This window comes from Pseudomonas sp. JL23, assembly GCF_056933585.1.
The window spans coordinates 429,789-455,771 of sequence record NZ_CM167795.1 but is presented as its reverse complement, the minus strand read 5'-3'; the positions used below and the strand labels follow the sequence as shown (position 1 = coordinate 455,771).

The window sequence follows — 25,983 nt, the reverse complement described above, 5'->3', positions numbered from 1 at the left end:
ACAGGGACGTGATAGCGAAAGATTCATACGGCTGCCGTGCGCAGATTCGCACGGCAAGAAGGGGGTTAATCAGGCAGTTACGTTAATCAATGTACCGAGCATTTCATCGCTGGCCTTTTGCACAGCGGCACCGGCCTGAACCTGGTTCTTGCCCGATTCCAGCTCAACGACGTTGGTCGCCATGTCCGAACGCTGGGAACGGTCAACCGCGCGCAAACGCTCCAACTGGAAATCCGAAGACTGGCTGCGGCCAGAGATTTCGATGTTGTTATTGGCGAGCTGACTGGCTGCCTGATCGACACGAGTCTCGCCAACCTGCATGGCGCTGAGGCCCGGGTAAACGGAGTTGTTCAATGTCACTTGCATGGAATGATCCTCTGTTCAGAAAGCGAACATGGCTATTGAAACAGCAATAGAGGCGGAATACCCGACAAAAAGACTAATGGCAGTTAGCCGCCTCATAGATGGCAACCATAGCCCGCATCCTGTAAGGCCTCAGCATGAGGCTGGGGTGCCGCCTGTTCAATCCAACCCGACAGGCAGCACGTCCAATTGCGACGTGGGTCACACCGCCAGGATCATTCCCGGCCCTTCTGCTGGCAGCCATGGTCGGTCTGCGCCTGCAGCAGATTGGCTTGGGTCAGGTTGCAGCCCGCCGGTACGCTGCGGGTCAGCCAGACGTTGCCGCCCACCGTCGAGCCCTGGCCGATGGTGATGCGCCCAAGAATGGTCGCACCGGCATAGATCACTACGTCGTCCTCGACTATCGGGTGACGCGCATGGCCTTTCTGCAACTGGCCGTCTTCATCGGCCGGGAAGCGTTTGGCGCCCAGGGTCACCGCCTGATAGATACGCACACGCTCGCCAATGATCGCGGTTTCGCCGATCACCACACCCGTCCCGTGGTCAATAAAGAAGCTGGCGCCGATCTGCGCGCCGGGGTGGATGTCGATGCCGGTGGCCGAGTGGGCGAGTTCCGAGCTGATCCGCGCCAACAACGGCAGCCCGGCGCGATACAGGTAGTGGGCCAGACGATGATGGATCACCGCGAGAATCCCCGGATAGCACAGCAGCACCTCGTCGACGCTACGGGCGGCCGGGTCGCCGTGATAGGCGGCCAGCACGTCGGTATCGAGCAACAGGCGAATCCCCGGCAGGGCCGTGGCAAAACCTTGAATCAACTCCAGGGCTTTCTGGTCCAGGCCGGACACGTCCTCGCCGCGCTGATGGGCGACATAGCGCAGCTCCAGTCGGGCCTGGGCCAGCAGCGCGTTGAGGGCCACGTCGAGAGTGTGGCCGACGTAGAAGTCCTCGCTCTCTTCGCGCAGATCCACCGGCCCCAGGCGCATGGGAAAAAGGGCACCGCTGAGGGCCTCGAGGATCTCCGCCATGGCCGCACGCGAAGGCAGTTCGCGCCCGCCATGCTCGCCGCTGACCCGGCCATTGCGGGTGCGCCAGTCGGCCCGAGCTTCACGCAGCTGGCTGACGATGCCCTGCAATTGCCAATGACTGGAGCGACCGTTGACGGCGGCTTTGGTTAGTTCGCTCACGCTGACATCTCCTGACAGGACGCGGTCTTTTTTGGTGGCGACCGCTGATGCGGCCACTCTACGGCAAACTTTTATGGGGAAAAAATAACAATTTGTGCGGCGACCAAGCGCTCATCGCATAAGTACGTGACGGTTGCTGTGGGGGAAACCTCTGCCCTATAGTCCTGCGACTTATCTGTACGGCTCATCGACCCTCATGATCAAACAACAGCTCGCCCGCTTTAACCGCCTGGACCTGCTAGGTGCGCCGACGCCGCTGGTGAAACTTGCACGCCTGTCTGAGTGGGCGGGACGCGATATCTACGTCAAGCGCGATGACACCACGCCAATGGCGCTGGGCGGCAACAAGCTGCGCAAGCTCGAATACCTGGCCGCCGATGCCCTGGCCCAGGGTGCCGACACACTGGTCACCGCCGGTGCCATCCAGTCCAACCACGTCCGCCAGACCGCTGCGCTGGCCGCGCAACTGGGCCTGGGTTGCGTAGCCCTGCTGGAAAACCCCATCGCCAGTGAAGACAGCAACTATCTGCACAACGGCAACCGCCTGCTGCTGGACCTGTTCGACGCGCGGGTCGAACTGGTGGAAAACCTCGATAACGCCGATGAACAGTTGCAGGCCGTCGCTGCGCGCCTGAGCTCCAGTGGCAAGAAGCCATATCTGGTGCCCATCGGCGGCTCCAATGCCCTCGGTGCCCTGGGTTACGTGCGGGCCGGGCTGGAACTGGCCGAGCAGATCAAACTGACCGGCCTGGATTTCGCCGCCGTGGTCTTGGCCTCGGGCAGCGCCGGCACCCATAGCGGCCTGGCACTGGCCCTGGCCGAAGAGCTGCCGGGCCTGCCCGTTGTCGGTATCACCGTGTCGCGCCCGGAAGAAACTCAGTTCCCGAAAGTACAGGGCCTGGCCGAGCGCACCGCCGAGCTGTTGGGCGTGCCGCTGCCGGACGCCTTTAAAGTGCATCTGTGGGACGAGTATTACGGCCCGCGTTACGGCGAGCCCAATGCGGGCACCCTGGCCGCCGTGAAACTGGTCGCCAGCCACGAAGGTCTGTTGCTCGATCCGGTCTATACCGGCAAGGCCATGGCCGGCTTGCTCGACGGCATCGGTCGCCAGCGTTTCGACGACGGCCCGCTGATATTCCTGCATACCGGCGGCGCTCCGGCGCTGTTTGCCTATCCTGGGCTATTCGGTGACTGACCGACCTAGACGCTTATACTCAAAGCGAACAAACAAATAGATTTTAATTATTTTATTTCATATGGGCCGCCTCTCTATAGTCGCGGCCCAAGGCACGGGGGCTGTTCAAGTGCCGCAAAAGCTGGTTAAAGGCTTCAAGCCAAAACATTCCTAAAACAAGGGGCTCGTATGAATCTGTCTGCCATCCGCCGCACACTGCTCGTTTCCGCCATGGGTCTGGTCATGGGCGCCAGCCTGATGACCCAAGCCACTGCCGGTGAGCAGCTCGCTACCATCCAGAAGAACGGCACCCTCAACGTCGGCCTGGAAGGCACCTACCCGCCGTTCAGCTTCGTCGGCGAAGACGGCAAACTGGCCGGTTTCGAAGTCGAGCTGTCCGAAGCCCTGGCCAAGGAGCTGGGCGTCAAGGTCAAGCTGCAACCGACCAAGTGGGACGGCATCCTCGCGGCCCTGGAATCCAAGCGTCTGGACGTCGTGGTCAATCAGGTGACCATCTCCGACGAGCGCAAAAAGAAATATGACTTCTCCGAGCCCTACACCATTTCCGGCATCCAGGCGCTGGTACAGAAGAAAGACGCTGGCAAGTTCGACAAGCCTGAAGACCTCAAGGGTCACAAGGTCGGTGTCGGCCTGGGCACCAACTACGAGCAATGGCTCAAGACCAATGTGCCGGACGCCATCGTCAAGACCTATGACGATGATCCGACCAAGCTTCAGGATCTGAGCGTCGGTCGTGTCGATGCAATCCTCGTTGACCGTCTCGCAGCGCTTGAGATCGCCAACAAGAGCAAGGTGCCATTAGCCGTCTCAGGCGAACCGTTCTCCCGTCAGGAAGCCGGTATCGCCTTGCGTAAAGGTGAGCCAGAACTGCTCGCCGCGCTCAACAAAGCCCTGGATAAACTGCGCGCCGACGGAACCCTGGCCAAGCTGTCGCAGAAGTACTTCAAGGCTGACGTGACCAAATGATTGAAGAGAGCCTACAGCTCGCGCTGGACTCCGCGCCCTTCTTGCTCAAGGGCGCGTACTACACAGTAATCCTCAGCCTGGGCGGGATGTTCTTCGGATTGGTGCTGGGCTTCGGCCTGGCACTGATGCGTCTGTCACGCTTGCGGCTGCTCAGCGGTATCGCCAGGGTCTACGTGTCGTTCTTTCGCGGCACGCCCCTGCTGGTACAGCTGTTCGTGATCTATTACGGCCTGCCGCAAGTTGGGATCGAGCTCGATCCCCTGCCGGCAGCGCTGATCGGGTTCTCCCTGAACATGGGCGCCTATGCCTGCGAAATCCTGCGTGCCGCCATCGGTGCCGTGGACCGCGGACAATGGGAAGCCGCCGCCAGTATCGGCATGACCCGCGCGCAGACCATGCGCCGAGCCATCCTGCCACAGGCTGCGCGCACGGCCCTGCCGCCGCTGGGCAACAGTTTTATCTCACTGGTCAAGGACACCGCCCTGGCAGCCACCATTCAGGTGCCGGAGCTGTTCCGTCAGGCGCAGTTGATCACCGCCCGGACCTTCGAAATCTTCACCATGTACCTTGCCGCCGCCCTGATCTACTGGATCCTCGCCAGCCTGCTCGCGCATTTGCAGAACCGTCTGGAAGCGCGGGTCAATCGGCATGATCTGGAGTCATGAGCATGATAGTGGTCGAAAAGCTGACCAAGGAATTCAAGGGCCAGCAGGTGCTCAAGGGCATTGATCTCAAGGTCGAGGCTGGCGAAGTGGTGGCCATTATTGGCCCCAGCGGCTCGGGCAAGACTACCCTGCTGCGCTGCCTGAACTTCCTCGAAGAACCGAGCAGCGGCAAGATCGTTGTCGGCGACATTGCCGTCGATGGCAGCCGCCCGCTCAGCCAGCAGCAAGGGCTGATTCGCCAGTTGCGCCAGCACGTCGGCTTCGTGTTCCAGAACTTCAACCTGTTCCCCCACCGCACCGCGCTGGAAAACGTCATCGAAGGGCCCATCGTGGTCAAGAAGATGGCCCGGGAACAGGCGCTCGCACTGGGTCGCAAGCTGCTGGCCAGGGTTGGCCTGGCTGGCAAGGAAGAGTCTTATCCGCGGCGTCTGTCCGGTGGGCAGCAGCAGCGGGTAGCGATTGCCCGGGCCCTGGCCATGGAGCCGGAAGTCATTCTGTTCGATGAGCCGACTTCGGCACTGGACCCGGAGCTGGTGGGCGAAGTGCTGGCGACCATCCGCAGCCTGGCCGAAGAAAAGCGCACCATGGTCATCGTGACCCACGAAATGAGCTTCGCCAGAGACGTGGCCAACCGGGTGATCTTCATCGACAAGGGCGTCATCGTCGAACAGGGCGAGGCCAAGGCCCTGTTTGCCAACCCTCGTGAGGAACGCACCCGGCAATTTCTCGAGCGCAGCCGCAACTGATCTGCACCACCGCATGAACGAAGCGCCTTCGGGCGCTTTTTTTGCCTTGTTTTCAACCTTGCGAATCACCCTGTATACACACTTGCGCACACTATTTATTGGTAATGTTTAAACACCCTCACATACTGAAAAACTTCTCTCCGGCACCATAAAGGCAATCCGCAACACCTGCGGTAGGTCAACCAATAAATAAAAAGTAAATAAACAACCTGATATCCGTGGGAAATTTCCGACTTCACTCTTTCAGCATATTTTACTCACACTACTTCTTGACAGCCTCGCAATAACCCCATTAGCTCGGTGGCGGCGAAAGGTTTAACGTCATTGTTTTATTGCAAATATTATCGTCCAACATATTGCAATACCTGTCGTAACTTTCGGCATTCCACCATTCAATACCCCTTAAATTTTCAGTCGTTTTCCCTGTGTATACGTGCGTGTGCCGCCCCTGGAAAAACGACGATCAAGAGTATTCATAAATGGCTTCTAACACCTGCAAGACCACTCCTCCCACCCTGCCAGCCCCCCATGTACCCCAGGCTCATCACCAGGGTATTGGTCGTCTGGCCGCCGCTCACCTGACGGTGCATATAGACCCCTACCCCACCATGGACGAAGGCGATCTTATCGAATTGCTCTGGGGAGGTTGCTACGTGACTTCGAAAACCCTGGACCTGGCTGACATTGGCCAGACTATCGCCTTACGCGTGCCAGAGAGCTTTCTACAGAACGGCAAGGTCAAGATCAGCTATCGGGTCATGAAGGTCGGTGGCCTGCCCGAAGCATCCGCGCCCTGCACGCTCTGGGTCAGGCTGGATCTGCCCGGCGGCCAGTTGCTCGACCCGGACGCCGAAGAAAATCAGGGCCTGGAACCCCTGACACTGCCCGATCCGGTACTGCAACGCGGACTGCACTCCAGCCATCTACTCGATGGTCTGCCAGTCAGCATTGCGCCCTATCTGAACATGGCTGCCCATGACGAAATCACTCTGCGCTGGGGCGACTTGCGCGTGGACCTGCCCGCCATCAGTGCCCGCGAAGTGGGCATGCCCGTTATCTACACGGTGCCGCCGGAGTTCATTCGCGAAGCCTGCGTCGAAGAGGCCCAGGAAATAACCTACTGCATCATTGACCGCGCCGGAAATAACTCGCGCTGGGCTCCGGCGCGCATTATCAAAACTTCTAACAACGCAAAGAAACCTCTTTAACGTCGAACACAGCGCACATGGCCGATACGGCGGACAATCCCTGACACGCTATCCACCGTATCGGCACCACCGCCTTTCAAGACGACGAAAGTTGTGCACTTGCGCACACAGTTATAAACATTCAGACTTTTCCTACCCAACATTGCATTTATACCTACAGCTTTTCCCCGACGCACTTATGACACGCTGCTAGCCTGCATCAGAAACACACGATTAATAACGAGAACAATCATCATGAAACACAAAGACATCGCAGTAGTGTGCATTTTTATTCTGACCCTGACCTATGCCACCGTCCTTTAAAGCAAAGGCTAACATTCGTCTTCTATGCTTATTCCTAAACGTTAGTTTATTTAATTTTTATACACGATTAGGGTATATGCACCGGACCACCGGACATCGTTGATTTTCCCCGCCGCAGCCCATGCGGCGCTTCATACGAGGTTCCCATGGTCATTTCTACGGTCAACCGCACACCACCACAGCAGGGCCGGGACAACATCGCTCCATTGCTGCCCGCCAAGGTCCTGCGCACCGATGCCGATGCCATCGCCGCCGCCCATGAGCTGGCCGCCATTGCCCGAGTCCACGCCGCCCAACGCGACCGCGAGCGCAAACTGCCCTGGGCGGAAATCGAACACTTCACCCGCAGCGGCCTGGGCAGTATTTCCATCACCCGTGCCTATGGCGGGCCACAGGTTTCATTTACCACCCTGGCCGAAGTATTCCGCATTATTTGCACCGCCGATCCGGCGCTGGGGCAGATTCCGCAGAATCATTTCGGCATTCTGCAACTGGTGGCGGGCTGCGCCACCGAACCGCAGAAACGCGCGCTATTCCAGAGCGTCCTGGACGGCTGGCGCATCGGTAACGCCGGGCCCGAACGCGGCACGAAAAACACCCTGGAACTCAAGGCCCGGGCCCGGCGCGACGGTGATCAATTCATCATTGATGGACAGAAGTTCTACTCAACCGGCGCCCTCTTCGCCCATTGGGTTGCGGTCAAAGCGCTCAATGACGAAGGCCGTCAGGTGCTGGCTCTGGTGCCGCGCAATACGCCGGGCTTGAGCATCGTCGACGACTGGTCCGGCTTCGGCCAACGTACCACCGCCAGTGGCACGGTGTTGCTGGAGGGCGTAAGAGTCGACGCCGAACGGGTGATCGACAACTGGCGCCAGGCCCTGGTGCCGAATATTCAGGGCGCGGTTTCGCAGTTGATACAGGCCGCCATCGACGCCGGGATTGCCCGTGGCGCCATTGACGATGCCATCAGCTTTGTCCGCGAGCGCTCGCGGCCGTGGGTGGACGCCAACGTCGAACGTGCCAGCGACGACCCTTATGTGATCGCCGATATCGGCAAGCTCAAGCTCGACCTGCATGCCGCTGAAGCCCTGCTGCGCAAGGCCGGACAAATACTGGATGAAGTCGCCGCCACAGAGATCGACGAGCACTCCGCCGCCCGGGCCTCCATTGCCGTGGCCGAGGCCAAGGTGCTGACCACGGAAATCGCCCTGCTGGCCAGCGAGAAGCTGTTCGAACTGTCCGGCAGCCGCGCCACCCTCGCCGAATTCAATCTCGACCGCCACTGGCGCAACGCAAGGGTGCACACCCTGCACGACCCGGTGCGCTGGAAATACCACGCCATCGGCGCCTGGAACCTCAACGGCAACCTGCCTGCCCGCCATTCGTGGATCTGAACCAGACCTCTGGAGCACCACCCTATGAGTTTTACCTCTCCCGCCGCCGTGATCGGTGACGACGCCCAGGCTCTGGAAATCGCCACCGCACTGGCTGCACAGTTTCAACGCGAAAGCATCCTGCGCGACCGCGAACGTCGCCTGCCCCTGGCCGAACTCGACCTGTTCAGCCAGTCCGGCCTGTGGGGCATCAACGTGCCGAAAGCCTATGGCGGCGCTGGCGTGTCCAACGTCACCCTGGCCAAAGTCATTGCGCTGATTGCCGCTGCCGATGCTTCACTCGGGCAGATCCCGCAAAACCATTTCTATGCCCTGGAAGTGCTGCGGGTAAACGGCAGCCTGGCCCAGCAACAGCGTCTGTATGGCGAAGCCTTGCGCGGTGTGCGTTTCGGCAATGCCCTGGCCGAACTGGGCACCCGCACCGCCCATGACCGCACCACCCGCCTGAGCCGCGACGGCGATGGCTATCGCATCAATGGCCGCAAGTTCTACGCGACCGGCGCCTTGTACGCGCAACGCATTCCCACCTCGGTAATCGATGACGGCGGCATCCAGCAACTGGCCTTTGTCGCCGCCGACAGCCCGGGCCTGAGCGTGATCGACGACTGGAGCGGCTTTGGCCAGCGCACCACCGGCAGCGGCTCGGTGGTGTTCAACAGTGTGTTCGTCCCGGCTGACGATGTCGTGCCGTTCCAAAGCGCCTTCGAGCGCCCGACCACGGTCGGCCCCCTGGCGCAGATTCTTCACGCCGCCATCGACACCGGTATCGCCCGCGCCGCCTATGACGACGCCCTGGTGTTCGTGCGGACCCGCACCCGGCCATGGATCGACTCCGGCAGCGACAAAGCCGTGGACGATCCGCTGACATTGCACAGCTTCGGCAAACTCGGCGCGCGCCTGAGCGCCTGCGAAGCCCTGCTCGACCGCGCCGGAGAATTCCTCGACCGCGCCCAACTCGACACCACCGCCGACAGCCTCGCCGACGCCTCAATCGCCGTGGCCGAAGCCCGGGCCATCAGCACCGAAGTATCCCTGGCCGCCGGCAGCACCCTGTTCGAACTGGCCGGCAGCCAGGCGACCCTGGCCGAACATGGCCTCGATCGCCACTGGCGCAACGCCCGCGTGCACACCCTGCACGACCCGGTGCGCTGGAAGTACCACGCCATCGGCAACTACTACCTCAACGACATCAATCCTCCACGCCGGGGGACCCTCTGATGGCGAAGAAAAAGATCCTGCTCAATGCGTTCAACATGAACTGCATCGGCCATATCAACCACGGCTTGTGGACTCACCCACGGGACAACTCGACCCAATACAAGACCCTGGAGTACTGGACCGAACTGGCCCAACTGCTTGAGCGCGGGCTGTTCGACGGCCTGTTCATTGCCGATATCGTTGGCGTATACGACGTCTACCAGAACTCAGTGGACGTGCCGCTCAAGGAGTCGATCCAACTACCGGTCAACGACCCGCTGCTGTTGGTCTCGGCCATGGCCGCCGTCACCCGCAACCTGGGTTTCGGCCTGACCGCCAACCTCACCTACGAGCCGCCGTATCTGTTCGCCCGGCGCATGTCGACCCTCGATCACCTGAGCCGCGGCCGGGTTGGCTGGAATATCGTCACCGGTTACCTCGACAGCGCCGCCCGGGCCATGGGCCTGAGCCAGCAGGTCGAGCATGACCGCCGCTACGATCAGGCCGACGAGTACCTGGAGGTGCTCTACAAGCTCTGGGAAGGCAGCTGGGAAGATGGCGCCGTGCTTAACGACCCGGCCCGGCGCATCTATGCGCAGCCGGACAAAGTGCACAAGGTCCGCCATGAAGGCGAGTTCTATCGGGTCGAGGGTTACCACCTGTGCGAGCCGTCACCGCAGCGCACGCCGGTGCTGTTCCAGGCGGGCAGTTCTGATCGCGGCCTGCAGTTCGCCGGGCGTCACGCCGAGTGCGTATTTATCAGCGGCCAGAACAAGACCGCGACCCGCGAGCAGGTGGACAAGGTCCGCGCCAGCGCCAAGGCCGCCGGGCGCAAGCCTGAAGACATCAAGATCTTCATGGGTCTGAACGTGATCGTCGGCGCTACCGAGCAAGAGGCCCAGGCCAAGCTCGCGGAATATCGCCAGTACGCCAGTGCCGAGGCAGGCGTCGCGCATTTTGCCGCGTCCACCGGCATCGACTTTGCCGAGTACGAACTGGATGAACCGATCCAGTACGTGAAGAGCAACGCCATTCAGTCGGCGACGAAAAACCTCAAGAACAACGACTGGACCCGCCAGCGCCTGCTCGACCAGCACGCTCTGGGCGGGCGCTATTTCACTGTGGTCGGCTCGGCGCAACAGGTGGCCGACGAACTGGAATCCTGGATCGCCGAAACCGGCCTGGACGGCTTCAACCTGACCCGCATCGTCACCCCGGAAAGCTACGTCGACTTCATCGACCTGGTCATTCCCGAACTGCAACGACGCGGCTCTTACAAGACCGCCTACGACAGCGGCTCACTGCGCGAAAAGCTGTTTCCCGAGGGTGAAGCGCATTTGCCCCAGCGGCATACCGGGGCCAGTTACCGACACTCGTAGTTCTGGAGCTGTCTGTGGGACCGGCTTTAGTCGGGAATACGCCTTCCCGGCTGAAGCCGGTCCCACAGGTGAGCGCATCTATACAGACAAAACAAAACCCAACCTTGCGGAATTCACCATGAACAAACTGATCGCCACCTTGGCCCTTGGCCTGTTATCCCTCACCGCCCACGCCGCCGATGCGCCGTTGAAAGTCGGCACCACCGCCGCCTTCGCCATCCCCCTGGAAGCCGCTGTCGAAGAGGCCGGCAAGCAGGGCCTGAAGGTCGAACTGGTGGAATTCACCGACTGGATCGCCCCCAACGTCAGTCTCGCAGCGGGTGATATCGATGTGAACTATTTCCAGCACATCCCCTTCCTGACCAATGCCAATGCTGCCGCCGGGACCCATCTGGAATCCTATGCGCCGGGGATCATCAATAACGTCGGCCTGTACTCCAGGAAATACAAAAGCTTCGACGAGCTGCCAAGCGGCGCTACCGTAGCCATCGCCAACGACCCGATCAATGCCGGACGCGGCCTGCAACTGCTGGCCAAGGCCGGTCTGCTGACCCTCAAGCCGGGCGTCGGCTACAAGGCCACCGAAGAAGACATCACCGCCAACCCGAAAAAACTCAAGATCATTCAGGTCGAGGCCGTGCAACTGGTGCGCGCCTACGATGACGCCGATCTGGTTCAGGGCTACCCCGCTTATATCCGCCTGGCCAAGACCTTCGACCCCAGCTCGGCGATTCTTTTCGACGGCCTCGATCACCCGGAATACGTCATCCAGTTCGTGATCCGCCCGGACCACAAGAACGATCCGCGCCTGGCCAAGTTCATCGACATCTATCAACACTCGCCGGTAGTGCGCGCCGCCCTGGACAAGGCCAACGGCAAGCTCTACCAGGCCGGCTGGGAAAAGTGAAATGACCGCCATCGCCCAGCGTCAGCAGCCCACCGACAACGCGCAGTCCGCCGACAAGGTCGAACTGCATCCTGACCTGAACAACGCCCTGGTTCGCTTCATCAACCTGGGCAAGACCTACAACGGCCAACAAGGCCCGGTGCAGGCGTTGCACAACATCGACCTGGCCATCCAGCGCGGCGAGATCTTCGGCATCATCGGCCGCAGCGGCGCGGGCAAGTCGTCACTGATCCGTACCATCAACCGTCTTGAGCAACCGAGCAGCGGCCGCGTACTGATCAATCAGGTGGATATCGGCGAGCTCAACGAAGACCGCCTGGTCGAGCTGCGCCGCCGGATCGGCATGATCTTCCAGCACTTCAACCTGATGTCGGCCAAGACCGTGTGGCAGAACGTCGAACTGCCGCTCAAGGTCGCAGGCGTGGCCAGGGAACAGCGCCAGCGCAAGGTCGCCGAGCTGCTGGAACTGGTCGGCCTGCAAGACAAGCATCACGCCTACCCGGCGCAGTTGTCCGGCGGGCAGAAACAGCGCGTCGGCATCGCCCGCGCCCTGGTGCATGACCCGGACATTCTGCTGTGCGATGAAGCCACCTCGGCCCTGGACCCGGAAACCACTCAGTCGATCCTTGGCTTGCTCAAAGAGATCAATCAGCGCCTGGGCCTGACCATCATCCTCATCACCCACGAGATGGCAGTGATCCGCGATATCTGCGACCGCGTTGTGGTGCTGGAGCAAGGCAAGGTGGTCGAGCAAGGGCCGGTCTGGCAGGTGTTCGGCAGCCCGCAACATGAGGTCAGCAAAACCCTGCTGGCACCGCTGCAACATGGCTTGCCGGAAGACTTGCAGGCGCGCCTGCATACACAGCCACCGCAGCCGGATTCGGCCCTGGTGCTGGACCTGCACTTTACCGGCGAGTCCGGCGAAGAGCCCGATCTGGCGGCGCTGTTCAACGCCCTCGGCGGGCAGATTCGTCTGCTCAATGGCGGTATCGAACGCATTCAGGGTCGTCCCTTGGGACACCTGCTGATCTCCGTGGCGGCATCGCGTTACAGCCGCGAAGAATTACTCAGTCGTGCCCGACAACAGGCACAGCATGTGGAGGTCATCGGCTATGTGGTTTGATCGCTTGCTCCAGGGCACCCTGGATACGTTTTTGATGGTCGGCGTGTCGTCGCTGATCGCGCTGCTGGTGGGCATTCCGTTGGCGGTGATTCTGGTCACCAGTCATAAAGGCGGTATCTACGAGGCACCGAACCTCAATCGCATACTCGGCGGCTTCGTTAACCTGTTCCGCTCGGTGCCGTTCCTGATCCTGATGGTCGCGCTGATTCCCTTTACCCGGCTGATCGTCGGTACCACCTACGGCGTGTGGGCCGCTGTCGTGCCCCTGACCATCGCGGCGACTCCGTTCTTTGCGCGTATTGCCGAAGTCAGCTTGCGTGAGGTCGATCACGGCTTGATCGAAGCCGCTCAGGCGATGGGTTGCCGCCGCTGGCATATCGTCTGGCACGTACTGCTGCCCGAAGCGCGGCCGGGTATAGTCGGCGGTTTCACCATCACCTTGGTGACCATGATCAACTCCTCGGCCATGGCCGGTGCCATCGGTGCCGGTGGCCTGGGTGACATCGCCTATCGCTACGGCTATCAGCGTTTCGACAGCCAGGTAATGGTCACAGTGATTGTGCTGTTGGTGCTGCTGGTGGCGTTTATCCAGTTCGGCGGCGATCGCCTGGCGCGGGTGCTGAACAAGCGCTGAGCTATGCGGCGCAGGGCATTTTGAGTAAGGTCAGCACTCAACGAGCCCTGCGCGAAGCCCCCCATGACCCTCGACCGCGACACGCTACAGACCATCACCGCAACGACCCTGGGCCACTACAACCAGGTCGCCGACGACTTTCGCGAAGGCACCCGCGACCACGACGTCAGCCAGAATATCGATGCCCTGCTGCGGCATATCCAGGGCACGGCGCCGTTGCAGATCCTCGATTTCGGCTGCGGACCGGGGCGCGACCTGCAGACCTTCACCCGCATGGGTCATATCGCCACCGGCCTCGACGGCTCCGAACGCTTCGCCGACATGGCCCGAGCCGCCACCGGGTGCGAGGTGCTGCAACAGAACTTCCTCGAGCTGAATCTGCCAGTTGAGCGCTTCGACGGCATCTTCGCCAACGCCGTGCTGTTCCACGTGCCCAAGCAGGAACTGCCCCGGGTATTGCGCGAACTGCACGCTGCCCTGAAACCCGGCGGCGTGCTGTTCAGCTCCAACCCCCGTGGCGACAACCAGGAAGGCTGGAAAGGCCCGCGCTACGGCGCCTATCACGATCTGGAAAACTGGCGGCAATTGCTCACCACGGCAGGGTTCGTGGAGCTTGAGCATTACTACCGGCCAGCGGGATTGCCCCGGGATCAACAGCCCTGGTTGGCGAGTGTGTGGCGCAAGGCCTGAGGATCCAATAATCCAACCTGTGGGAGCGTGGCTTGCCCGCGATGAAAGCGACACGGTCTCGCTACCTGATCAGATCCAGACAGCGTCCCAAAGTGGGTAGTCCCCAACCCGCTTGACCAGACCGGCCCGCACAGGTTTAACACGATATATCTGGCAACAGCTTTCAGATCGTCCTCCCGGCGAATAGCTCGATCATGGAAACTTGCCTGCCAGATACTACCGGTACGACCTATTGCCGCGCTCACGGCCAAACGGGTGAGAGACTTGGTACGCCCAACTACAAGGCTCAGCGAATCACTCCTCAGCTCTAGCAGCCAGTGGAAATGATCAGGCATTACCACCCAAGCCAAAGAATGTACGAGCTGATCGCGTTCAGCTTGCTTGAATTGCTTGGCGAGGAGACATCCCACTCTCCAGTCCGCAAATAACGGCTGTCGATCCAGGGTGTTGGATGTGACCAGATAAATTCGGCCTTGTTCGCTGTATCGACCGACGCGCAGCCGTCGAGATTGATGAGGTGAGCGCATTCCTTTGCCTCTGAGCTTTCTGAAGCTCAGAGGCTAGCTCTGACAGGTGACTGCCAATGGGCAATTGCTTGACGGAATATGTCCAAGACCGAGTTGAGGCCATCGCGGGCAAGCCACGCTCCCACCCGATCTCACTCCGATCCGTTTTCTAAAGGCCCAGGCCAATCATCAGCTGGAGCACTTGCAGGAACAGCGAGCGACGTAAGGATCGAGTAGGAGGCGGCTTTACAGCCGCCGTCCTCTCACACCACCGTACGTACGGTTCCGTATACGGCGGTTCAAGTTATGCGGCTAAGCCGGTTTATCGTATCCAGTACCGAGACTAACCCAAGTTGATCCCATAGCCTCTTCGGCAACGCCTGATTCATATGAGATGCTCCCGAGCTCCACCATGGGCCTCGGCCATTGAAGGCTGATTTGCAGGCACGAGCTTCGCTAAGCCCCAGGCGCATCAAGTTACGCGCCCTCGTTGAGGGCCGCTTCCATTGACGCCAAAGGACGCAGCGGAGCTTGCGCCGCACCCAGCCGTCAATTTCCTCAAGTGGCCGTTTGCTCTGACTGAGCTTGAAGTAGCCTGACCACCCGCGCAGCACAGGGTTTATACGTCCGATGACATTCGCCATCTTGTGGCCCCGTGCCCCGCGCAGCAGCTCCATGAGCCGGTCGCGCAAGCGAGCCAAACTCATCGTTGCCACTCTCAATCTCGGCTGCTGATGCCAGCTCATCCCATAGCCCAAGTAATCACAGAACCACGGACGTGCCACACGGCTCTTTTCCCGATTCAGCGTCAGTTTTAGGCGCTGATTCAGGAAGCGCTCAACACCGGCCAACACTCGCTCGCCCGCACGACGAGTGCGCACATAAATATTCGTATCGTCGGCATACCTCACGAAACGATGTCCCCGTCGTTCCAGCTCGCGGTCGAGTTCGTTAAGCAGGATGTTCGACAGCAACGGCGAGAGCGGGCCGCCTTGCGGCGTCCCCTCCTGTCGTCGGCTGACGATCCCGCTCGACATCGCTCCGGCTTCGAGGTAACGACGGATCAGTCTAAGCACGCGCTTGTCTTCGACGTGACGCTCTATCTTGTCCATCAATACGTCGTGGTTTACTCGATCAAAGAACTTTTCAAGATCAAGTTCCACACACCAGCGGTTGCCCGCTCCTACGTGGTCACGGGCCTTTTCGATGGCTTGATGAGCGCTTCTACCCGGACGAAAGCCGTAGCTATAGTCCGAGAACAGAGGATCGAAGATCGGCGTGAGCTGTTGCAGCAGTGCCTGCTGGATCAGGCGATCCACGACGCTGGGAATACCCAGTTGTCGTGTTCCGCCTTTGGGTTTGGGGATGTCAACGGCGCGTACACCCTGCGGGTGATACTCGCCGACCAGCAACCGAGCCTTGAGGATCGGCCAATACTGTTTCACGTAGCCCGCCAATTGCTCGACCGTCATGCCATCGGTACCCGGCGAGCCCTTGTTGCTGACCACGCGTTGATAAGCACGCCTAAGGTTAGCGGGTGCAAGCACCCGTTCCATCAGCGTGTCCGGCTCCGCGTTCGTCCACGTCACAGACGCCGCCGATACCTGTGCGCTGTCAGCCGTCATCCTCGGATACTGTCCGGGACTCGGAGTAACAGTCTTCTCTGGGAGAAATTTCTGCATTTCGGTATTCAACGAGACTTTGACGCCTACTGGCGGCATACCTTGTTCGGCCCTTGGTGACGGGGTTATTCGCCACTTACTACGGCCTCGGCTGACTTCTGCACGCTCATCCCGTCGCCTCTCGACGCTCGGTAGCACAGTGGCAAACGCGCAGATCTCCCAGGGTAATTCGCGCGACCTTCCTGCTTATGCCTGTCGGATCTACGTCACAGCGTTCCGTGCAAGTATCGGGCTTTGGGAAAATACGCCCCCTTACCCCGCTGTGCCGCCTCATCCGCTTCCTGTTCGTCAGGCCAGCATTTTGCCTCGGGCTTCCTTCAGATTCGCAGTCACCCGCGACACCCTTGCCTCTGGCTAACACTTCCCCTTGCCGGGTGTGTAGAGGACTTTCACCTCCCAGTCACCAGCGTGGCCACCACAGCCAACCTGGTTGCGCTACGCGCAACGCGCCATGCCTGGCGCACACATAAAAAAACCGCCTGTCAGCAGGCGGTTTTTTGTTGGCACATAAATTCGCGATCAATGTGGGACCGGCTTTAGCCGGGAAGGCGTATTCCCGGCTAAAGCCGGTCCCACGGGGAAAAATCAGCTCCCCGCACCACCATGCGCTTCTTCGAAGAAGTATTCCTTCCAGTCCGTAGCCTTGTTTTTCAACACGCCCAGTTCATGCAGCTTCTCGGCGTAGATGTAGGTGCGTTGCGGCACCACGGTAAAGTCGATTTCCGGGTCGGCGACGATCTTCTCGACCAGAGGCAATGGCAGCTTGGATTGTTCGACCGCGATATAGGTCTTGGCTGCTGCAGGCTTGTCGGCCTTGATGATCTTCTCCGCCTCGGCCAGGGCGTCGTAGAACGCCTTGTAGGTCTTGGGGTTTTCGTCGTGGAATTTCTGCGTGGTGTAGAGCACGTTGAACGTGGCCTGGCCGCCGAGGATGTCGTAGGAGCTCAGCACTTTGTGCACGTTAGGATTTTCCAGTTCCTGATACTGGAACGGCGGGCTTGAGAAGTGCGAGTTGATTTCCGAACCACCGGCAATCAGCGCCGAGGTGGCGTCCGGGTGCGGCACGCTGACGGAGATATTGTCGAATTTCTTGAAGTTGTCGTTACCGAACTGCTTGGCGGTTTCGATCTGCAAGGTGCGCGACTGGAAGCCTACGCCCGCAGCCGGAACAGCGATGCGGTCCTTGTCGCTGAAGTCCTTGAGGGTCTTCACGTTAGGGTTGTTGGTCAGCAGATAGTTGGGCATCGAGCCCAGGGAGGCGATGGCCTTGACGTTCTGCTTGCCCTTGGTGCGGTCCCACAGCACCAGCATCGGCGGAATACCAGCGGACACCACGTCCAGAGCACCGGCCAGCAGCGCTTCGTTCATGGCCGTGGCACCGGAAATGCTGTTCCAGTCGACGGCTATATCCAGCCCTTCCTGCTTACCGTGTTTCTCAATCAGCTTCTGATCGCGAACCACGTCGAGGATCAGGTAACCGATGCCGAATTGTTGCGCGATGCTAATCTTGCCTTCTGCCTGGGCGCCGCTGCTGAGCAGGCCCGCGAACAAACCGATGGTGGCCGCCAGCACAGTCAGTGCGGGACGTTTGAAAGAAGCTGCCATGTTGAACCTCAAAAAATTCGAATGGTGGGTGGTAGTACTCGTTGGAGCAGGGCTTGCCCGCGAACCTGGCGACGCGCAGTGCCATGCGCAACGCGTCAAGCTTTTCGCGGGCAAGCCTCGCTCCCACAGGTGTCAGGTTTCTTAGCGCTGCATGCCCCAGCGCTTCACGGTCAGCTTCTCGACATTGGCGAACAGCAGATTCTCGACCAGCAGGCCAATCAGAATCACCGCAGCCAAGCCAGCGAAGACCTTGTCGGTATACAGCTCGTTACGGTTCTGGAAGATGTACCAGCCCAGGCCGCCCTTGCCCGACGAGGCGCCAAACACCAGTTCAGCGGCGATCAGGGTGCGCCAGGCAAAGGCCCAGCCGATCTTGAGGCCCGCGAGGATCGATGGCAGTGCCGCCGGGATCAGGATGTACCAGACAAAGCGCAGGCCCTTGAGGCCGTAGTTGCGCCCGGCCATACGCTGGGTCTCGGACACACCGAGGAAACCGGCGTAAGTGTTGAGCGCCAAGGCCCACAGCACCGAGTGCACCAACACAAAGATCAGGCTGTTCTGCCCCAGGCCGAACCACAGCAGGGACAGCGGCAGCAAGGCAATGGCCGGCAGCGGGTTGAACATCGCGGTCAGGGTGCTGAGCAGATCACGGCCCAACTGGGTCGACACTGCCAGCGTGGTCAGGCCAAAGGCCAGGACGATACCGATCAGGTAGCCCTTGACCAGCACAGTCAGGGAAATCCATACCTTGCTCAGTAACTCGCCGCTGATGATGCCGTCGTAAAACGCCGACGCGGTTTGCAGGAAACTGGGCAGCAGCAGGTCATTACCCTGGATACGCGCAGCGATTTCCCAGATAACGGCAAGGGCGATAAGGATCACGCTCTTGCGCACCCAGCTCAGCTGCCAGATGCGTTGTAGCAGGGGAATATCACGCGCCAGGTCTTCTTGGGTGAAGGGCTGCAGCGTGACTTCGTATTCCTCACGGATGGGCGGTGCAAGGCTCATGGTGCTGATCTCTTGAATACTGGTTTACAACAAACCATCGCGATTGAAATGCGGCTCCCACAGGAGATATGCGCCAATCAAATCAATAGGCGATTCGAATGTCCTGGAAGCTCAGATCGCGCTCCACCGGGCTGCCGTCGCTTTCGTCGAACAGCAGGCGATGAATGCGTTGCGCGGTGCTCTGGAAGGCCGTGCCGCCGAGGCTTTTCAGGTCGAACTGATGGCTGTTGATCTCGGCCCGTACGCGCCCCGGATGGGGCGACAGCAGCAGGATGCGATTACCAACGACCAGAGCCTCTTCGATGGAATGGGTCACGAACAGCAAGGTGAAACGCACTTCTTCCCACAGCTCCAGCAGCTCTTCCTGCATCTTGCGTCGGGTCAGGGCATCGAGGGCGGCGAAGGGTTCGTCCATCAGCAGGATCTTCGGTTGCATCGCCAGGGCACGGGCAATTGCCACGCGCGCTTTCATGCCACCGGACAGGGTGTGCGGGTAGGCATCGGCAAAAGCGCTGAGGCCGACTTTTTCCAGGTAATACCGCGCACGTTCCAGAGCTTCGGGCTTTTTCAGGGTGCGCGAGGCCAGCAGCGGGAACATGACGTTCTGGATCACGGTTTTCCAGGGCGGCAGTTGGTCGAACTCCTGGAATACGACGATCCTGTCCGGGCCAGGCTCGGAAACCTGCTCGCCAGCAAGACGAATCTCGCCTTCGCTGGGTCGGATAAAACCGGCCACGGCTTTGAGCAAGGTCGATTTCCCACAGCCCGAAGGGCCAAGCAGGACAAAGCGGTCGGACGGATCGACTTCAAAACTGACTTGATGGGTAGCCCGCACCACGCGCTCGGGGGTGCGGTATTCCAGGCTGACGTTCTGTACCTTCAGCAGAGCTTCAGGCGCCTGCAAAGGCAGCGCCTGGGCAACCGGGCTTTCGCTGGCCGTGTGGCCTTGCAAAACAGCATTCATGAAACGGTACTCCTGAATCAGAACGGCGCATCACCCTGGATGGTGGTGCGGTGCAGCTTGCGACGCAGGTGTGCAGGGCAACCGGCGGCCAGGTGGATCAGCGAACGGTTGTCCCAGAACACCATGTCGTTTGCCTGCCAGTGATGGCGGTAAATATGCTCGGGACGCACGCTGTGGTCGTAGATTTCCTGCAGCAGGGCGCGGCTTTCGTCTTCCGGCAGGCCGACGATGCGCGTGGTGAAACCTTCGCTGACGAACAGCGCCTTGCGGCCGTTTTCCGGGTGGGTACGCACGATCGGGTGGGTGACTTCAACGACCTGGGCCAATTGCTCCGGGGTCAGGGTCGGGCGCCAGCTGGCGGCGTTATGGCCTTCGCTGTAGCGCGCGGTGTAGTTGTGCACGGCCGAGCGACCTTCCACCGCCTTGCGTAGATGCTCAGGCAGGGTGTCCCAGGCCCGATGCATGTCGGCGAACAGAGTGTCGCCGCCTTCGCTTGGCAGTTCCTGGGCGTAGAGCATCGAGCCCAGGCTCGGCAGTTCCTTGTAGGACAAGTCCGAGTGCCAATATTTGCCCGCATCGCCCAGGCCGACCGGCTGGCCGTTCTCGACAATATTGGAAACGATGAGGATTTCCGGGTGATTGGCCAGCAGGAACTGCTTGAGCACATGGATCTGCAGGACGCCGAAACGGCGGCTGAAATCGATCTGCTGTTGCGGGGTGATCTGCTGGTCGCGGAAGACCACGACGTGATAGTCCAGATGAGCCTGATGCACGCGGGCAAAATCAGCGTCGTTCAGAGGTTTGGACAGATCCAGCCCGACGATCTCTGCACCCACCTTTTCGGCGAATGGGCGCACGTCGAACGATTGCGCGGCGGCTTGGGCGGACGATGAAGCGAGAGAGGCAGCGGGCATGTGAATTGCGACTCCAGAAGACTGGTGGTTTAGGGAGTCGACTTTATAGATATAAGAATCAGAATTTAAATACCGTTACGGCATATTGATATCACTTAACGAGCTAGCACCCCGCAGACGCAGACTGACTGGGCAGTCAGTCCGGGATTCAGGTCCTTTCCGACGAAAGACCGGGGAGTTTTCCGACAAATGCGAACACAATGCCCGTTACGGGGTCTACGCAGGACGCGTGATAAAGCCCTATAAGAATCAGGAGCATTTCGATATGCCAACCCAGAAGACCTTCAACTACCCCCTAAAGGGCAATCCGGAAGACATGGTCAAACTGTTGATCGCCCTGAACCGCGCGCTCGATCCCCAGACAAATAAAAACGCCGACGCTGCTACCAGCCGTCGGCGTTAATCAGTTCAGCCTGTCACGCGACAATCAGAACGCTGGCACAACTGCACCGTCGTACTTCTTGTTGATGAAGTCTTTGACCTGTTGGCTGGTCAGGGCCTTGGACAGCTTGTTGATGGCGTCGGTGTGGGCATTGTCCTCACGGGTCACCAGGTAGTTCACGTACGGCGAGTCGGAACCTTCCAGAATCAACGCATCCTTTTTCGGGCTGAGTTTTGCTTCCAGCGCGTAGTTGGTGTTGATCAGGTCCAGGTCAACTTCTTTGAACACGCGCGGCAGAATGGCCGACTCCAGTTCTTTGAACTTGAAGTGTTTCGGGTTGCTGGCCACGTCTTTGGTGGTCGACAGCGCGTTGGTTGGATCTTTCAGGGTGATCAAACCGTTTTTCTGCAACAGCAGCAGGGCACGACCGGCGTTGCTGCCTTCGTTAGGCAGGGCGATGGTTGCGCCATCCGGCAGGTCCTTGATGCTCTTCCACTTGCTCGAGTAGCCGCCAAACGGTTCAACGTGAACGCCTACACCCACTTGCAGGTTGGCACCCTTGCCTTTGTTGAAGCCATCCAGGTAAGGCTTGGTCTGGAAGTAGTTGGCGTCCAGACGTTTCTCGTTCAACTGCACGTTCGGTTGCACGTAGTCAGTGAAAACCTTGATTTCCAGGTCCACGCCTTCTTTGGCCAGCTCAGGCTTGATCAGCTCGAGGATCTCGGCGTGGGGTACTGGCGTGGCGCCTACCACCAGTTTTTCGCCGGCGTGGGCCAGGCCGATCGACAGAGCGGCAGCCAGTGCAGTCAACAAGAAAGTCTTTTTCATATTATGTCCTTGGCGAAAAGCGCCATCGCCACAAAACGACGGCTTATCAGTGAGTTGCCGCACTCTGGTGGCGCGGCGTGAAGCGGACATTACCGAGATTCTTTATTCCAATACAATACTTTTTATTTCAGTGCTTATGCCTTTTTGCTGAGTAGCGGCTAATCGCCACATACCCGCTTCAAGGCAACTCTTGTAGTAGACGCTTCAGCACTGCCAGTTGTTTAGGATCGGCGTCATTCAACAAGCGTCGAATCTGCTCTTCGGGGGACAGGCGTTCAGGCAAACCCAGGTGTTGCGCCTGCACTTCATCGCCAGGGCTGACCAACAGCGCAAAATGAATAACGTTCTCCAGTTCCCGGGTATTACCCGGCCAACTGTGGGCTTCCAGCGCCGCCTGCGCCGCCTCGCTGATCAGTGGTACGGCAAAGCCCAGGCGCTGGCTGTAGATGCCGAGGAAATATTCGGCCAGGGGCAGGATATCGCCGACCCGCTCGCGCAAGGCAGGCAGCTCAAGCTGGCCTTCACGCAGGTAGTGATAGAGACGCTCGTGGAACTTCCCCGCCGCCACGGCTGGCGCCAGGTCGATACTGGTCGCTGCGACCAGCCGTACATCCACCGGGCTTGGCTGGGCGGCGCCGACGCGAGTGACTTCGTGATTTTCCAGGGCGGCCAGCAGTTTGGTCTGAATGGCCAGGGGCAGGTCGGCGATTTCATCCAGGTACAGCGTGCCGCCATTGGCCGAGCCGAACCACCCTGCCCGGCTGCTCACCGAACCACTATGGGCCCCGGCGGCGTAGCCGAACAATTCGGCATCGGCGTAGGTCGGGCTGATGGCCGCGCAATTGACTGAGACGAACAATCCGGAACGGTCACTGCCGCGATGGATCTGCCGTGCCAGCAACTCCTTGCCGGTGCCCGACTCGCCGCGAATCAGCACCGGCAAGGCGCCAGGTGCGCGCAGCTCCAGTTCCTCACGCAAGCGCCGTGAACGCGGGTCGACGAACACCAGGGCTTTGGCGCGAATGCTCAGGGGGCTTTTATCAGCGTCGGGGAAGGTCAGCAGCGGCTGGCCGAGATCAGGGTGAAGGCTCATGGCAAACTCCCGCCCGAGCCAACGATTGACTCAGGCGTTAACTAAAGGGATCGACCGTAGTCGGTAATAGAAACGCGAAACAGGCCGCGTCAATTGAGTTCATGCGCGGCGCCGGGCTTGTTGTTCCATGCGGCCCTGCAGGCGATACAGATAAGCGAAACCCTGCTCCCAACGCTGATGACCGGACTTGACGTTGATATGCCCGGCCTCGCTGAGGATGCCGATCTCGGCGCCCCAGTTGCGGGCAAAGGTCAGAGCGCGCTGAGTGCTGACGGCGGCATCGTTGTCGGAACTGACCACCTGGGTCGGAAACGGCAGCAGATCCGTCGGGATCGGCGCAAAGTTGCGCAGCGCCGGCGGGCAGTTCGGCCGCTCGACGTCGGCAGGTGCGACCAGCAAGGCGCCACGCACCTGACGCAACGACACCAGCGGTGCCAGCTTCGCCCAATGCGCCACGGTCACGCAGCCCAGGCTGTGGGCAATCAGGATCACCGGGGTATCGTCGGCGGCGATGCTGCGTTGCAGTTCACCCACCCAGTCCTCGAGACGCGGTTGCAGCCAATTGTCCTGCTCGACCCGCGCGCTGTTGGGCAAGCTGTTCTGCCAATGGCTCTGCCAATGTTCGTCAGGCGACCCTTGCCAGCCTGGCACGATCAGATAGCGAATCGATTCGTTATGCATGGGGTCACCTCGTGCATCGTTGCGTTCATGGGGCAAGTATAGGGACGGTATATATATTCGTTAAGGAATAAGAAGCTATTTATTAAGATCTAAAGGAAATATACGAAGTAAAAAGCCCGCATAAAAAAAGGGCCACCCCCTGCCTAAGGAGTGACCCAAGAAAACTGCTGTAGTCCCTGCTCACAACGCGTGAGAGCGAGGTTGAAGATAGCGATGCTCTGTTACAAATGCGCTACGGCTACCCCCTCATTTGGCAGTGATAACCGATAATTTGGTAATGCCAGCCTTCTCGATGGAGGCCATGGCCCGCGCCACTTCGCCGTAGTTCACGCCGTTGTCCGCCTGCAATTGCACGCGCACGTCGGGATTCTTCTGCTTGGCTGCAGCCAGGTTGGTCTGCAGCAGATCCGGCTGGATTTCATCCTTGTTGATGAACAACTTGCCCTTGTCGTCGATGCTGACGACCAACGGGTCTTTCTGCTCGACCGGTGCCACGGATTCAGTCTTGGGCAGGTTGATCGGGATCGAGTTGGTCAAAAGCGGCGCGGTGACGATAAACACCACCAGCAGCACCAGCATCACGTCCACCAAGGGCGTCACGTTGATCTCGCTGAGCACCTCGTCACTGTCTTGGGTGGAGAAGGCCATATCAGGACGCCTCCTTCACTTTCTGCGAGCCGGCAGCCGGCTTGTTCAGCACTGGATGCAGCAGCACGCGGAAGGCGTTTTTCTGCGCCAGGCTGTAGAAGTCGTGGGCAAAGTCGTCGAGGTCGGCAGCCGTCAGCTTCAGGCGGCGCAGGAAATAGTTGTAGACCAGCACCGCAGGCACCGCGACGGCGATACCGACGCCTGTGGCAACCAGGGCTGCACCAATGGGCCCGGCCACGGTTTCCAGGCTGGCGGAACCGGCGGCGCTGATGCCTTTGAGCGCCGACATAATGCCCCACACGGTGCCGAACAGACCGATAAAGGGCGAGGTGCTGCCGATACTGGCGACAATCGCCAAGCCGGTTTCCAGGGAGCGGCGCTCACGCACAATCTGCTGACGCAGCGCCCGCTCCAAACGATCCTGATGATTGATCGAGTGGGCCAGGTCGGTCTGTTGACTACCTTCCTGCACCTGAATCGCCGCATAACCGGCTTGAGCTACCCGCGCTGCGGCGCCGGGCTGGGTGGTCGCCAGTTCGGCAGCGGAATCCAGGCTAGAGGCGGCCCAGAATTGCTTGTGGAAACGCCGGTCCTGACTCTTCAGGCGACCGAACTGCACGCCCTTGAGCAGGGCCAGCCCCCAGGTTGCGACGGAGAAAATCAGCAGCAGCCAGATAACCGCATGCTCAATGGATTCGAAGGGGGATGCCAATACGTTCATGGTCTGTGCTCTCTTGCTTGTGCATGGGTCTGCTGTTGTGACGGATTAACGAATCTTGAAATCGATGGGTACGCTGACCCAGCCATCAATCGGGTCGTTGCCCTGTTTGGCCGGGACAAAGCTCCAGCGCTTGACCGCTGTCTGCGCCGCTTCATCGAGTTGCTCGCGGCCGCTGCTCTTCTGGATCTGGATCTCACTCGGCTTGCCGCTGGCCAGTACATGCACCCGCAACAGCACCGTGCCTTCCCAACCGCGACGCATCGCCAGGGCGGGATATTCCGGCGCCGGGTTATGCAGGTAACCGGCGTTGGCCGATGCCGGGGTAACCGGTGCAGGCGCGGGTGGTGCCGGTGGCGCGGGGGCGGCAACCGGGGGCGCCGGAACAGGCGGCGCAGGCGGTTGCTCGACCGGCTTGGCCACGGGCTTTGGCGGTGGCGGCTTGACCACTGGCTTGGGTTTCGGAATCGGCTTGGGCGGCGGCTTCACGGCCAGTTCGTCTTCCACTGGCGGTGGCGGTTCTACCACCGGCTGCGGAATCGGCTCGGGCGGTGGCGGCGGGGTTTCCACTACCGGTGGCGCGGGCTGGGAGAATTCGATGGTCATGGGCGGGATTTCCGGCGGCACGATCGGCAACACCGGAGCCGGGTTCTGATTGAGGGCATAAATCACCGCGCCGTGCAGGACCAGGGCGAGCACCCCAAGCAATATGGCTTCGCGACGGCTGAGCACCCCCTTGGGCGTGCTGTGCAGGCGTGACAACGCCAAAGGCCCGCGCCAGACCCGGCCGAGATCAACCAACTCGCCGTTCGGGGTCCTGCGCCAAAGCACGTCGTGGGCACTGGCAGCGGTCTGGACATTGCCCATCGCTTCACTCCTGCTGTCTTCATAAAAGATCGAGGAGCCTATGATTGGCGACGGCTGCTTAGCGCATAAAGCAATATTTAAAGTTATAAATAGAACTGAATCGAATATTAAAAACCTCAGGTTGACGATG

The 25,983-nt window shown here is 60.1% G+C and carries 26 protein-coding genes and 1 pseudogene; 13 read left to right on the top strand and 14 right to left on the bottom strand.

The window, feature by feature from the left end; all coding sequences use genetic code 11:
* Positions 1-69: 69 nt before the first annotated feature.
* Both AC1Z24_RS02175 and epsC read right to left on the bottom strand, forming a co-directional pair.
* On the bottom strand, positions 70-366 hold the full coding sequence (locus tag AC1Z24_RS02175) for a pyrroloquinoline quinone biosynthesis protein PqqE (protein ID WP_413308814.1): 297 nt from the start codon (positions 364-366) through the stop codon (positions 70-72).
* A gap of 212 nt (positions 367-578) precedes the next feature.
* Positions 579-1,550, bottom strand: a complete 972-nt coding sequence (epsC, locus tag AC1Z24_RS02170) for a serine O-acetyltransferase EpsC (protein ID WP_483744390.1) — start codon at positions 1,548-1,550, stop codon at positions 579-581.
* Between the two features lie 196 nt (positions 1,551-1,746).
* Here epsC and AC1Z24_RS02165 point away from each other — a divergent pair, with 196 nt between their 5' ends.
* The 12 genes from AC1Z24_RS02165 (at position 1,747) to AC1Z24_RS02110 (ending at position 13,957) form a co-directional block, all read left to right on the top strand.
* On the top strand, positions 1,747-2,745 hold the full coding sequence (locus AC1Z24_RS02165) for a D-cysteine desulfhydrase (RefSeq protein ID WP_483744389.1): 999 nt from the start codon (positions 1,747-1,749) through the stop codon (positions 2,743-2,745).
* 168 nt (positions 2,746-2,913) lie between these two features.
* Positions 2,914-3,711 carry a cystine ABC transporter substrate-binding protein gene (gene tcyJ, locus AC1Z24_RS02160; RefSeq protein ID WP_483744388.1) on the top strand — a complete coding sequence of 266 codons (798 nt, stop codon included), beginning with the start codon at positions 2,914-2,916 and terminating at the stop codon, positions 3,709-3,711.
* Positions 3,708-4,376: a cystine ABC transporter permease gene (tcyL, locus tag AC1Z24_RS02155; RefSeq protein WP_483744387.1), complete on the top strand. Its 669-nt coding sequence runs from the start codon at positions 3,708-3,710 to the stop codon at positions 4,374-4,376. Before tcyJ ends, tcyL begins: the two co-directional genes overlap by 4 nt.
* A 2-nt stretch (positions 4,377-4,378) precedes the next feature.
* Positions 4,379-5,122 (top strand): L-cystine ABC transporter ATP-binding protein TcyN, encoded by a 744-nt coding sequence (gene tcyN, locus AC1Z24_RS02150; RefSeq protein ID WP_483744386.1) that lies wholly within the window; start codon positions 4,379-4,381, stop codon positions 5,120-5,122.
* A 479-nt stretch (positions 5,123-5,601) separates the two neighbouring features.
* Positions 5,602-6,330 carry a hypothetical protein gene (locus AC1Z24_RS02145; RefSeq protein WP_483744385.1) on the top strand — a complete coding sequence of 243 codons (729 nt, stop codon included), beginning with the start codon at positions 5,602-5,604 and terminating at the stop codon, positions 6,328-6,330.
* Positions 6,331-6,779: 449 nt separating this feature from the next.
* Complete coding sequence (locus AC1Z24_RS02140; protein ID WP_483744384.1) at positions 6,780-8,027, top strand: SfnB family sulfur acquisition oxidoreductase; 1,248 nt, start codon at positions 6,780-6,782, stop codon at positions 8,025-8,027.
* A gap of 24 nt (positions 8,028-8,051) precedes the next feature.
* Positions 8,052-9,245, top strand: a complete 1,194-nt coding sequence (locus AC1Z24_RS02135) for an SfnB family sulfur acquisition oxidoreductase (RefSeq protein ID WP_483744383.1) — start codon at positions 8,052-8,054, stop codon at positions 9,243-9,245.
* Entirely contained in the window at positions 9,245-10,603 is a 1,359-nt protein-coding gene (locus AC1Z24_RS02130) for an LLM class flavin-dependent oxidoreductase (RefSeq protein ID WP_483744382.1), read from the top strand. The genes AC1Z24_RS02135 and AC1Z24_RS02130 overlap by 1 nt, the downstream gene beginning before the upstream one ends.
* A 118-nt stretch (positions 10,604-10,721) precedes the next feature.
* Positions 10,722-11,510 carry a MetQ/NlpA family ABC transporter substrate-binding protein gene (locus AC1Z24_RS02125; RefSeq protein ID WP_483744381.1) on the top strand — a complete coding sequence of 263 codons (789 nt, stop codon included), beginning with the start codon at positions 10,722-10,724 and terminating at the stop codon, positions 11,508-11,510.
* A gap of 1 nt (position 11,511) precedes the next feature.
* Entirely contained in the window at positions 11,512-12,633 is a 1,122-nt protein-coding gene (locus tag AC1Z24_RS02120) for a methionine ABC transporter ATP-binding protein (RefSeq protein WP_483744380.1), read from the top strand.
* Positions 12,623-13,267 (top strand): methionine ABC transporter permease, encoded by a 645-nt coding sequence (locus tag AC1Z24_RS02115; protein WP_483744379.1) that lies wholly within the window; start codon positions 12,623-12,625, stop codon positions 13,265-13,267. Before AC1Z24_RS02120 ends, AC1Z24_RS02115 begins: the two co-directional genes overlap by 11 nt.
* A 63-nt stretch (positions 13,268-13,330) precedes the next feature.
* Entirely contained in the window at positions 13,331-13,957 is a 627-nt protein-coding gene (locus AC1Z24_RS02110; protein ID WP_483744378.1) for a class I SAM-dependent methyltransferase, read from the top strand.
* 69 nt (positions 13,958-14,026) lie between these two features.
* Here AC1Z24_RS02110 and AC1Z24_RS02105 read toward each other — a convergent pair.
* From AC1Z24_RS02105 to AC1Z24_RS02080, 6 genes and pseudogenes are all read right to left on the bottom strand, one after another.
* Positions 14,027-14,484, bottom strand: a pseudogene (locus AC1Z24_RS02105) (REP-associated tyrosine transposase).
* A 278-nt stretch (positions 14,485-14,762) separates the two neighbouring features.
* Positions 14,763-16,184 (bottom strand): group II intron reverse transcriptase/maturase, encoded by a 1,422-nt coding sequence (ltrA, locus tag AC1Z24_RS02100; protein WP_483743426.1) that lies wholly within the window; start codon positions 16,182-16,184, stop codon positions 14,763-14,765.
* Between the two features lie 546 nt (positions 16,185-16,730).
* Positions 16,731-17,750, bottom strand: coding sequence for an ABC transporter substrate-binding protein (locus AC1Z24_RS02095; protein ID WP_483744377.1), 1,020 nt, complete (start codon positions 17,748-17,750; stop codon positions 16,731-16,733).
* A 141-nt stretch (positions 17,751-17,891) separates the two neighbouring features.
* A complete protein-coding gene (locus AC1Z24_RS02090; protein WP_259108191.1) occupies positions 17,892-18,758 on the bottom strand; it encodes an ABC transporter permease in 867 nt (288 codons plus the stop codon).
* Between the two features lie 82 nt (positions 18,759-18,840).
* A complete protein-coding gene (locus AC1Z24_RS02085; protein ID WP_259108188.1) occupies positions 18,841-19,722 on the bottom strand; it encodes an ABC transporter ATP-binding protein in 882 nt (293 codons plus the stop codon).
* 17 nt (positions 19,723-19,739) lie between these two features.
* Complete coding sequence (locus AC1Z24_RS02080; protein ID WP_259108185.1) at positions 19,740-20,636, bottom strand: TauD/TfdA dioxygenase family protein; 897 nt, start codon at positions 20,634-20,636, stop codon at positions 19,740-19,742.
* Between the two features lie 265 nt (positions 20,637-20,901).
* Between AC1Z24_RS02080 and AC1Z24_RS02075 the strand changes: the two genes are divergently transcribed.
* On the top strand, positions 20,902-21,039 hold the full coding sequence (locus tag AC1Z24_RS02075) for a hypothetical protein (RefSeq protein ID WP_259108182.1): 138 nt from the start codon (positions 20,902-20,904) through the stop codon (positions 21,037-21,039).
* Between the two features lie 24 nt (positions 21,040-21,063).
* Here the strand turns inward: AC1Z24_RS02075 and AC1Z24_RS02070 are convergent, their stop codons facing one another.
* From AC1Z24_RS02070 to AC1Z24_RS02045, 6 genes are all read right to left on the bottom strand, one after another.
* Entirely contained in the window at positions 21,064-21,846 is a 783-nt protein-coding gene (locus AC1Z24_RS02070; protein ID WP_259108180.1) for a MetQ/NlpA family ABC transporter substrate-binding protein, read from the bottom strand.
* Positions 21,847-22,024: 178 nt separating this feature from the next.
* Positions 22,025-22,939, bottom strand: coding sequence for a sigma 54-interacting transcriptional regulator (locus AC1Z24_RS02065; RefSeq protein ID WP_483744376.1), 915 nt, complete (start codon positions 22,937-22,939; stop codon positions 22,025-22,027).
* Positions 22,940-23,038: 99 nt separating this feature from the next.
* Entirely contained in the window at positions 23,039-23,620 is a 582-nt protein-coding gene (locus AC1Z24_RS02060) for an alpha/beta hydrolase (protein WP_259108174.1), read from the bottom strand.
* A 246-nt stretch (positions 23,621-23,866) separates the two neighbouring features.
* Entirely contained in the window at positions 23,867-24,268 is a 402-nt protein-coding gene (locus AC1Z24_RS02055) for an ExbD/TolR family protein (protein WP_259108171.1), read from the bottom strand.
* A 1-nt stretch (position 24,269) separates the two neighbouring features.
* Positions 24,270-24,989 (bottom strand): MotA/TolQ/ExbB proton channel family protein, encoded by a 720-nt coding sequence (locus AC1Z24_RS02050; RefSeq protein WP_259108169.1) that lies wholly within the window; start codon positions 24,987-24,989, stop codon positions 24,270-24,272.
* 45 nt (positions 24,990-25,034) lie between these two features.
* Complete coding sequence (locus tag AC1Z24_RS02045; protein ID WP_483744375.1) at positions 25,035-25,853, bottom strand: energy transducer TonB; 819 nt, start codon at positions 25,851-25,853, stop codon at positions 25,035-25,037.
* Between the last annotated feature and the right edge of the window lie 130 nt (positions 25,854-25,983).

Bases quoted from the DNA above. Each gene is read 5' to 3' on its own strand.
- AC1Z24_RS02045 (WP_483744375.1), bottom strand. From the start codon at position 25,853: ATGGGCAATGTCCAGACCGCTGCCAGTGCCCACGACGTGCTTTGGCGC.
- AC1Z24_RS02070 (WP_259108180.1), bottom strand. From the start codon at position 21,846: ATGAAAAAGACTTTCTTGTTGACTGCACTGGCTGCCGCTCTGTCGATC.
- AC1Z24_RS02125 (WP_483744381.1), top strand. From the start codon at position 10,722: ATGAACAAACTGATCGCCACCTTGGCCCTTGGCCTGTTATCCCTCACC.
- AC1Z24_RS02115 (WP_483744379.1), top strand. From the start codon at position 12,623: ATGTGGTTTGATCGCTTGCTCCAGGGCACCCTGGATACGTTTTTGATG.
- AC1Z24_RS02050 (WP_259108169.1), bottom strand. From the start codon at position 24,989: ATGAACGTATTGGCATCCCCCTTCGAATCCATTGAGCATGCGGTTATC.
- tcyJ (WP_483744388.1), top strand. From the start codon at position 2,914: ATGAATCTGTCTGCCATCCGCCGCACACTGCTCGTTTCCGCCATGGGT.
- AC1Z24_RS02075 (WP_259108182.1), top strand. From the start codon at position 20,902: ATGCCAACCCAGAAGACCTTCAACTACCCCCTAAAGGGCAATCCGGAA.
- AC1Z24_RS02165 (WP_483744389.1), top strand. From the start codon at position 1,747: ATGATCAAACAACAGCTCGCCCGCTTTAACCGCCTGGACCTGCTAGGT.
- AC1Z24_RS02090 (WP_259108191.1), bottom strand. From the start codon at position 18,758: ATGAGCCTTGCACCGCCCATCCGTGAGGAATACGAAGTCACGCTGCAG.
- AC1Z24_RS02065 (WP_483744376.1), bottom strand. From the start codon at position 22,939: ATGAGCCTTCACCCTGATCTCGGCCAGCCGCTGCTGACCTTCCCCGAC.
- ltrA (WP_483743426.1), bottom strand. From the start codon at position 16,184: ATGCCGCCAGTAGGCGTCAAAGTCTCGTTGAATACCGAAATGCAGAAA.
- AC1Z24_RS02095 (WP_483744377.1), bottom strand. From the start codon at position 17,750: ATGGCAGCTTCTTTCAAACGTCCCGCACTGACTGTGCTGGCGGCCACC.
- AC1Z24_RS02055 (WP_259108171.1), bottom strand. From the start codon at position 24,268: ATGGCCTTCTCCACCCAAGACAGTGACGAGGTGCTCAGCGAGATCAAC.
- AC1Z24_RS02175 (WP_413308814.1), bottom strand. From the start codon at position 366: ATGCAAGTGACATTGAACAACTCCGTTTACCCGGGCCTCAGCGCCATG.
- AC1Z24_RS02110 (WP_483744378.1), top strand. From the start codon at position 13,331: ATGACCCTCGACCGCGACACGCTACAGACCATCACCGCAACGACCCTG.
- AC1Z24_RS02080 (WP_259108185.1), bottom strand. From the start codon at position 20,636: ATGCCCGCTGCCTCTCTCGCTTCATCGTCCGCCCAAGCCGCCGCGCAA.
- AC1Z24_RS02140 (WP_483744384.1), top strand. From the start codon at position 6,780: ATGGTCATTTCTACGGTCAACCGCACACCACCACAGCAGGGCCGGGAC.
- AC1Z24_RS02085 (WP_259108188.1), bottom strand. From the start codon at position 19,722: ATGAATGCTGTTTTGCAAGGCCACACGGCCAGCGAAAGCCCGGTTGCC.
- AC1Z24_RS02120 (WP_483744380.1), top strand. From the start codon at position 11,512: ATGACCGCCATCGCCCAGCGTCAGCAGCCCACCGACAACGCGCAGTCC.
- AC1Z24_RS02060 (WP_259108174.1), bottom strand. From the start codon at position 23,620: ATGCATAACGAATCGATTCGCTATCTGATCGTGCCAGGCTGGCAAGGG.
- tcyL (WP_483744387.1), top strand. From the start codon at position 3,708: ATGATTGAAGAGAGCCTACAGCTCGCGCTGGACTCCGCGCCCTTCTTG.
- AC1Z24_RS02135 (WP_483744383.1), top strand. From the start codon at position 8,052: ATGAGTTTTACCTCTCCCGCCGCCGTGATCGGTGACGACGCCCAGGCT.
- AC1Z24_RS02130 (WP_483744382.1), top strand. From the start codon at position 9,245: ATGGCGAAGAAAAAGATCCTGCTCAATGCGTTCAACATGAACTGCATC.
- tcyN (WP_483744386.1), top strand. From the start codon at position 4,379: ATGATAGTGGTCGAAAAGCTGACCAAGGAATTCAAGGGCCAGCAGGTG.
- AC1Z24_RS02145 (WP_483744385.1), top strand. From the start codon at position 5,602: ATGGCTTCTAACACCTGCAAGACCACTCCTCCCACCCTGCCAGCCCCC.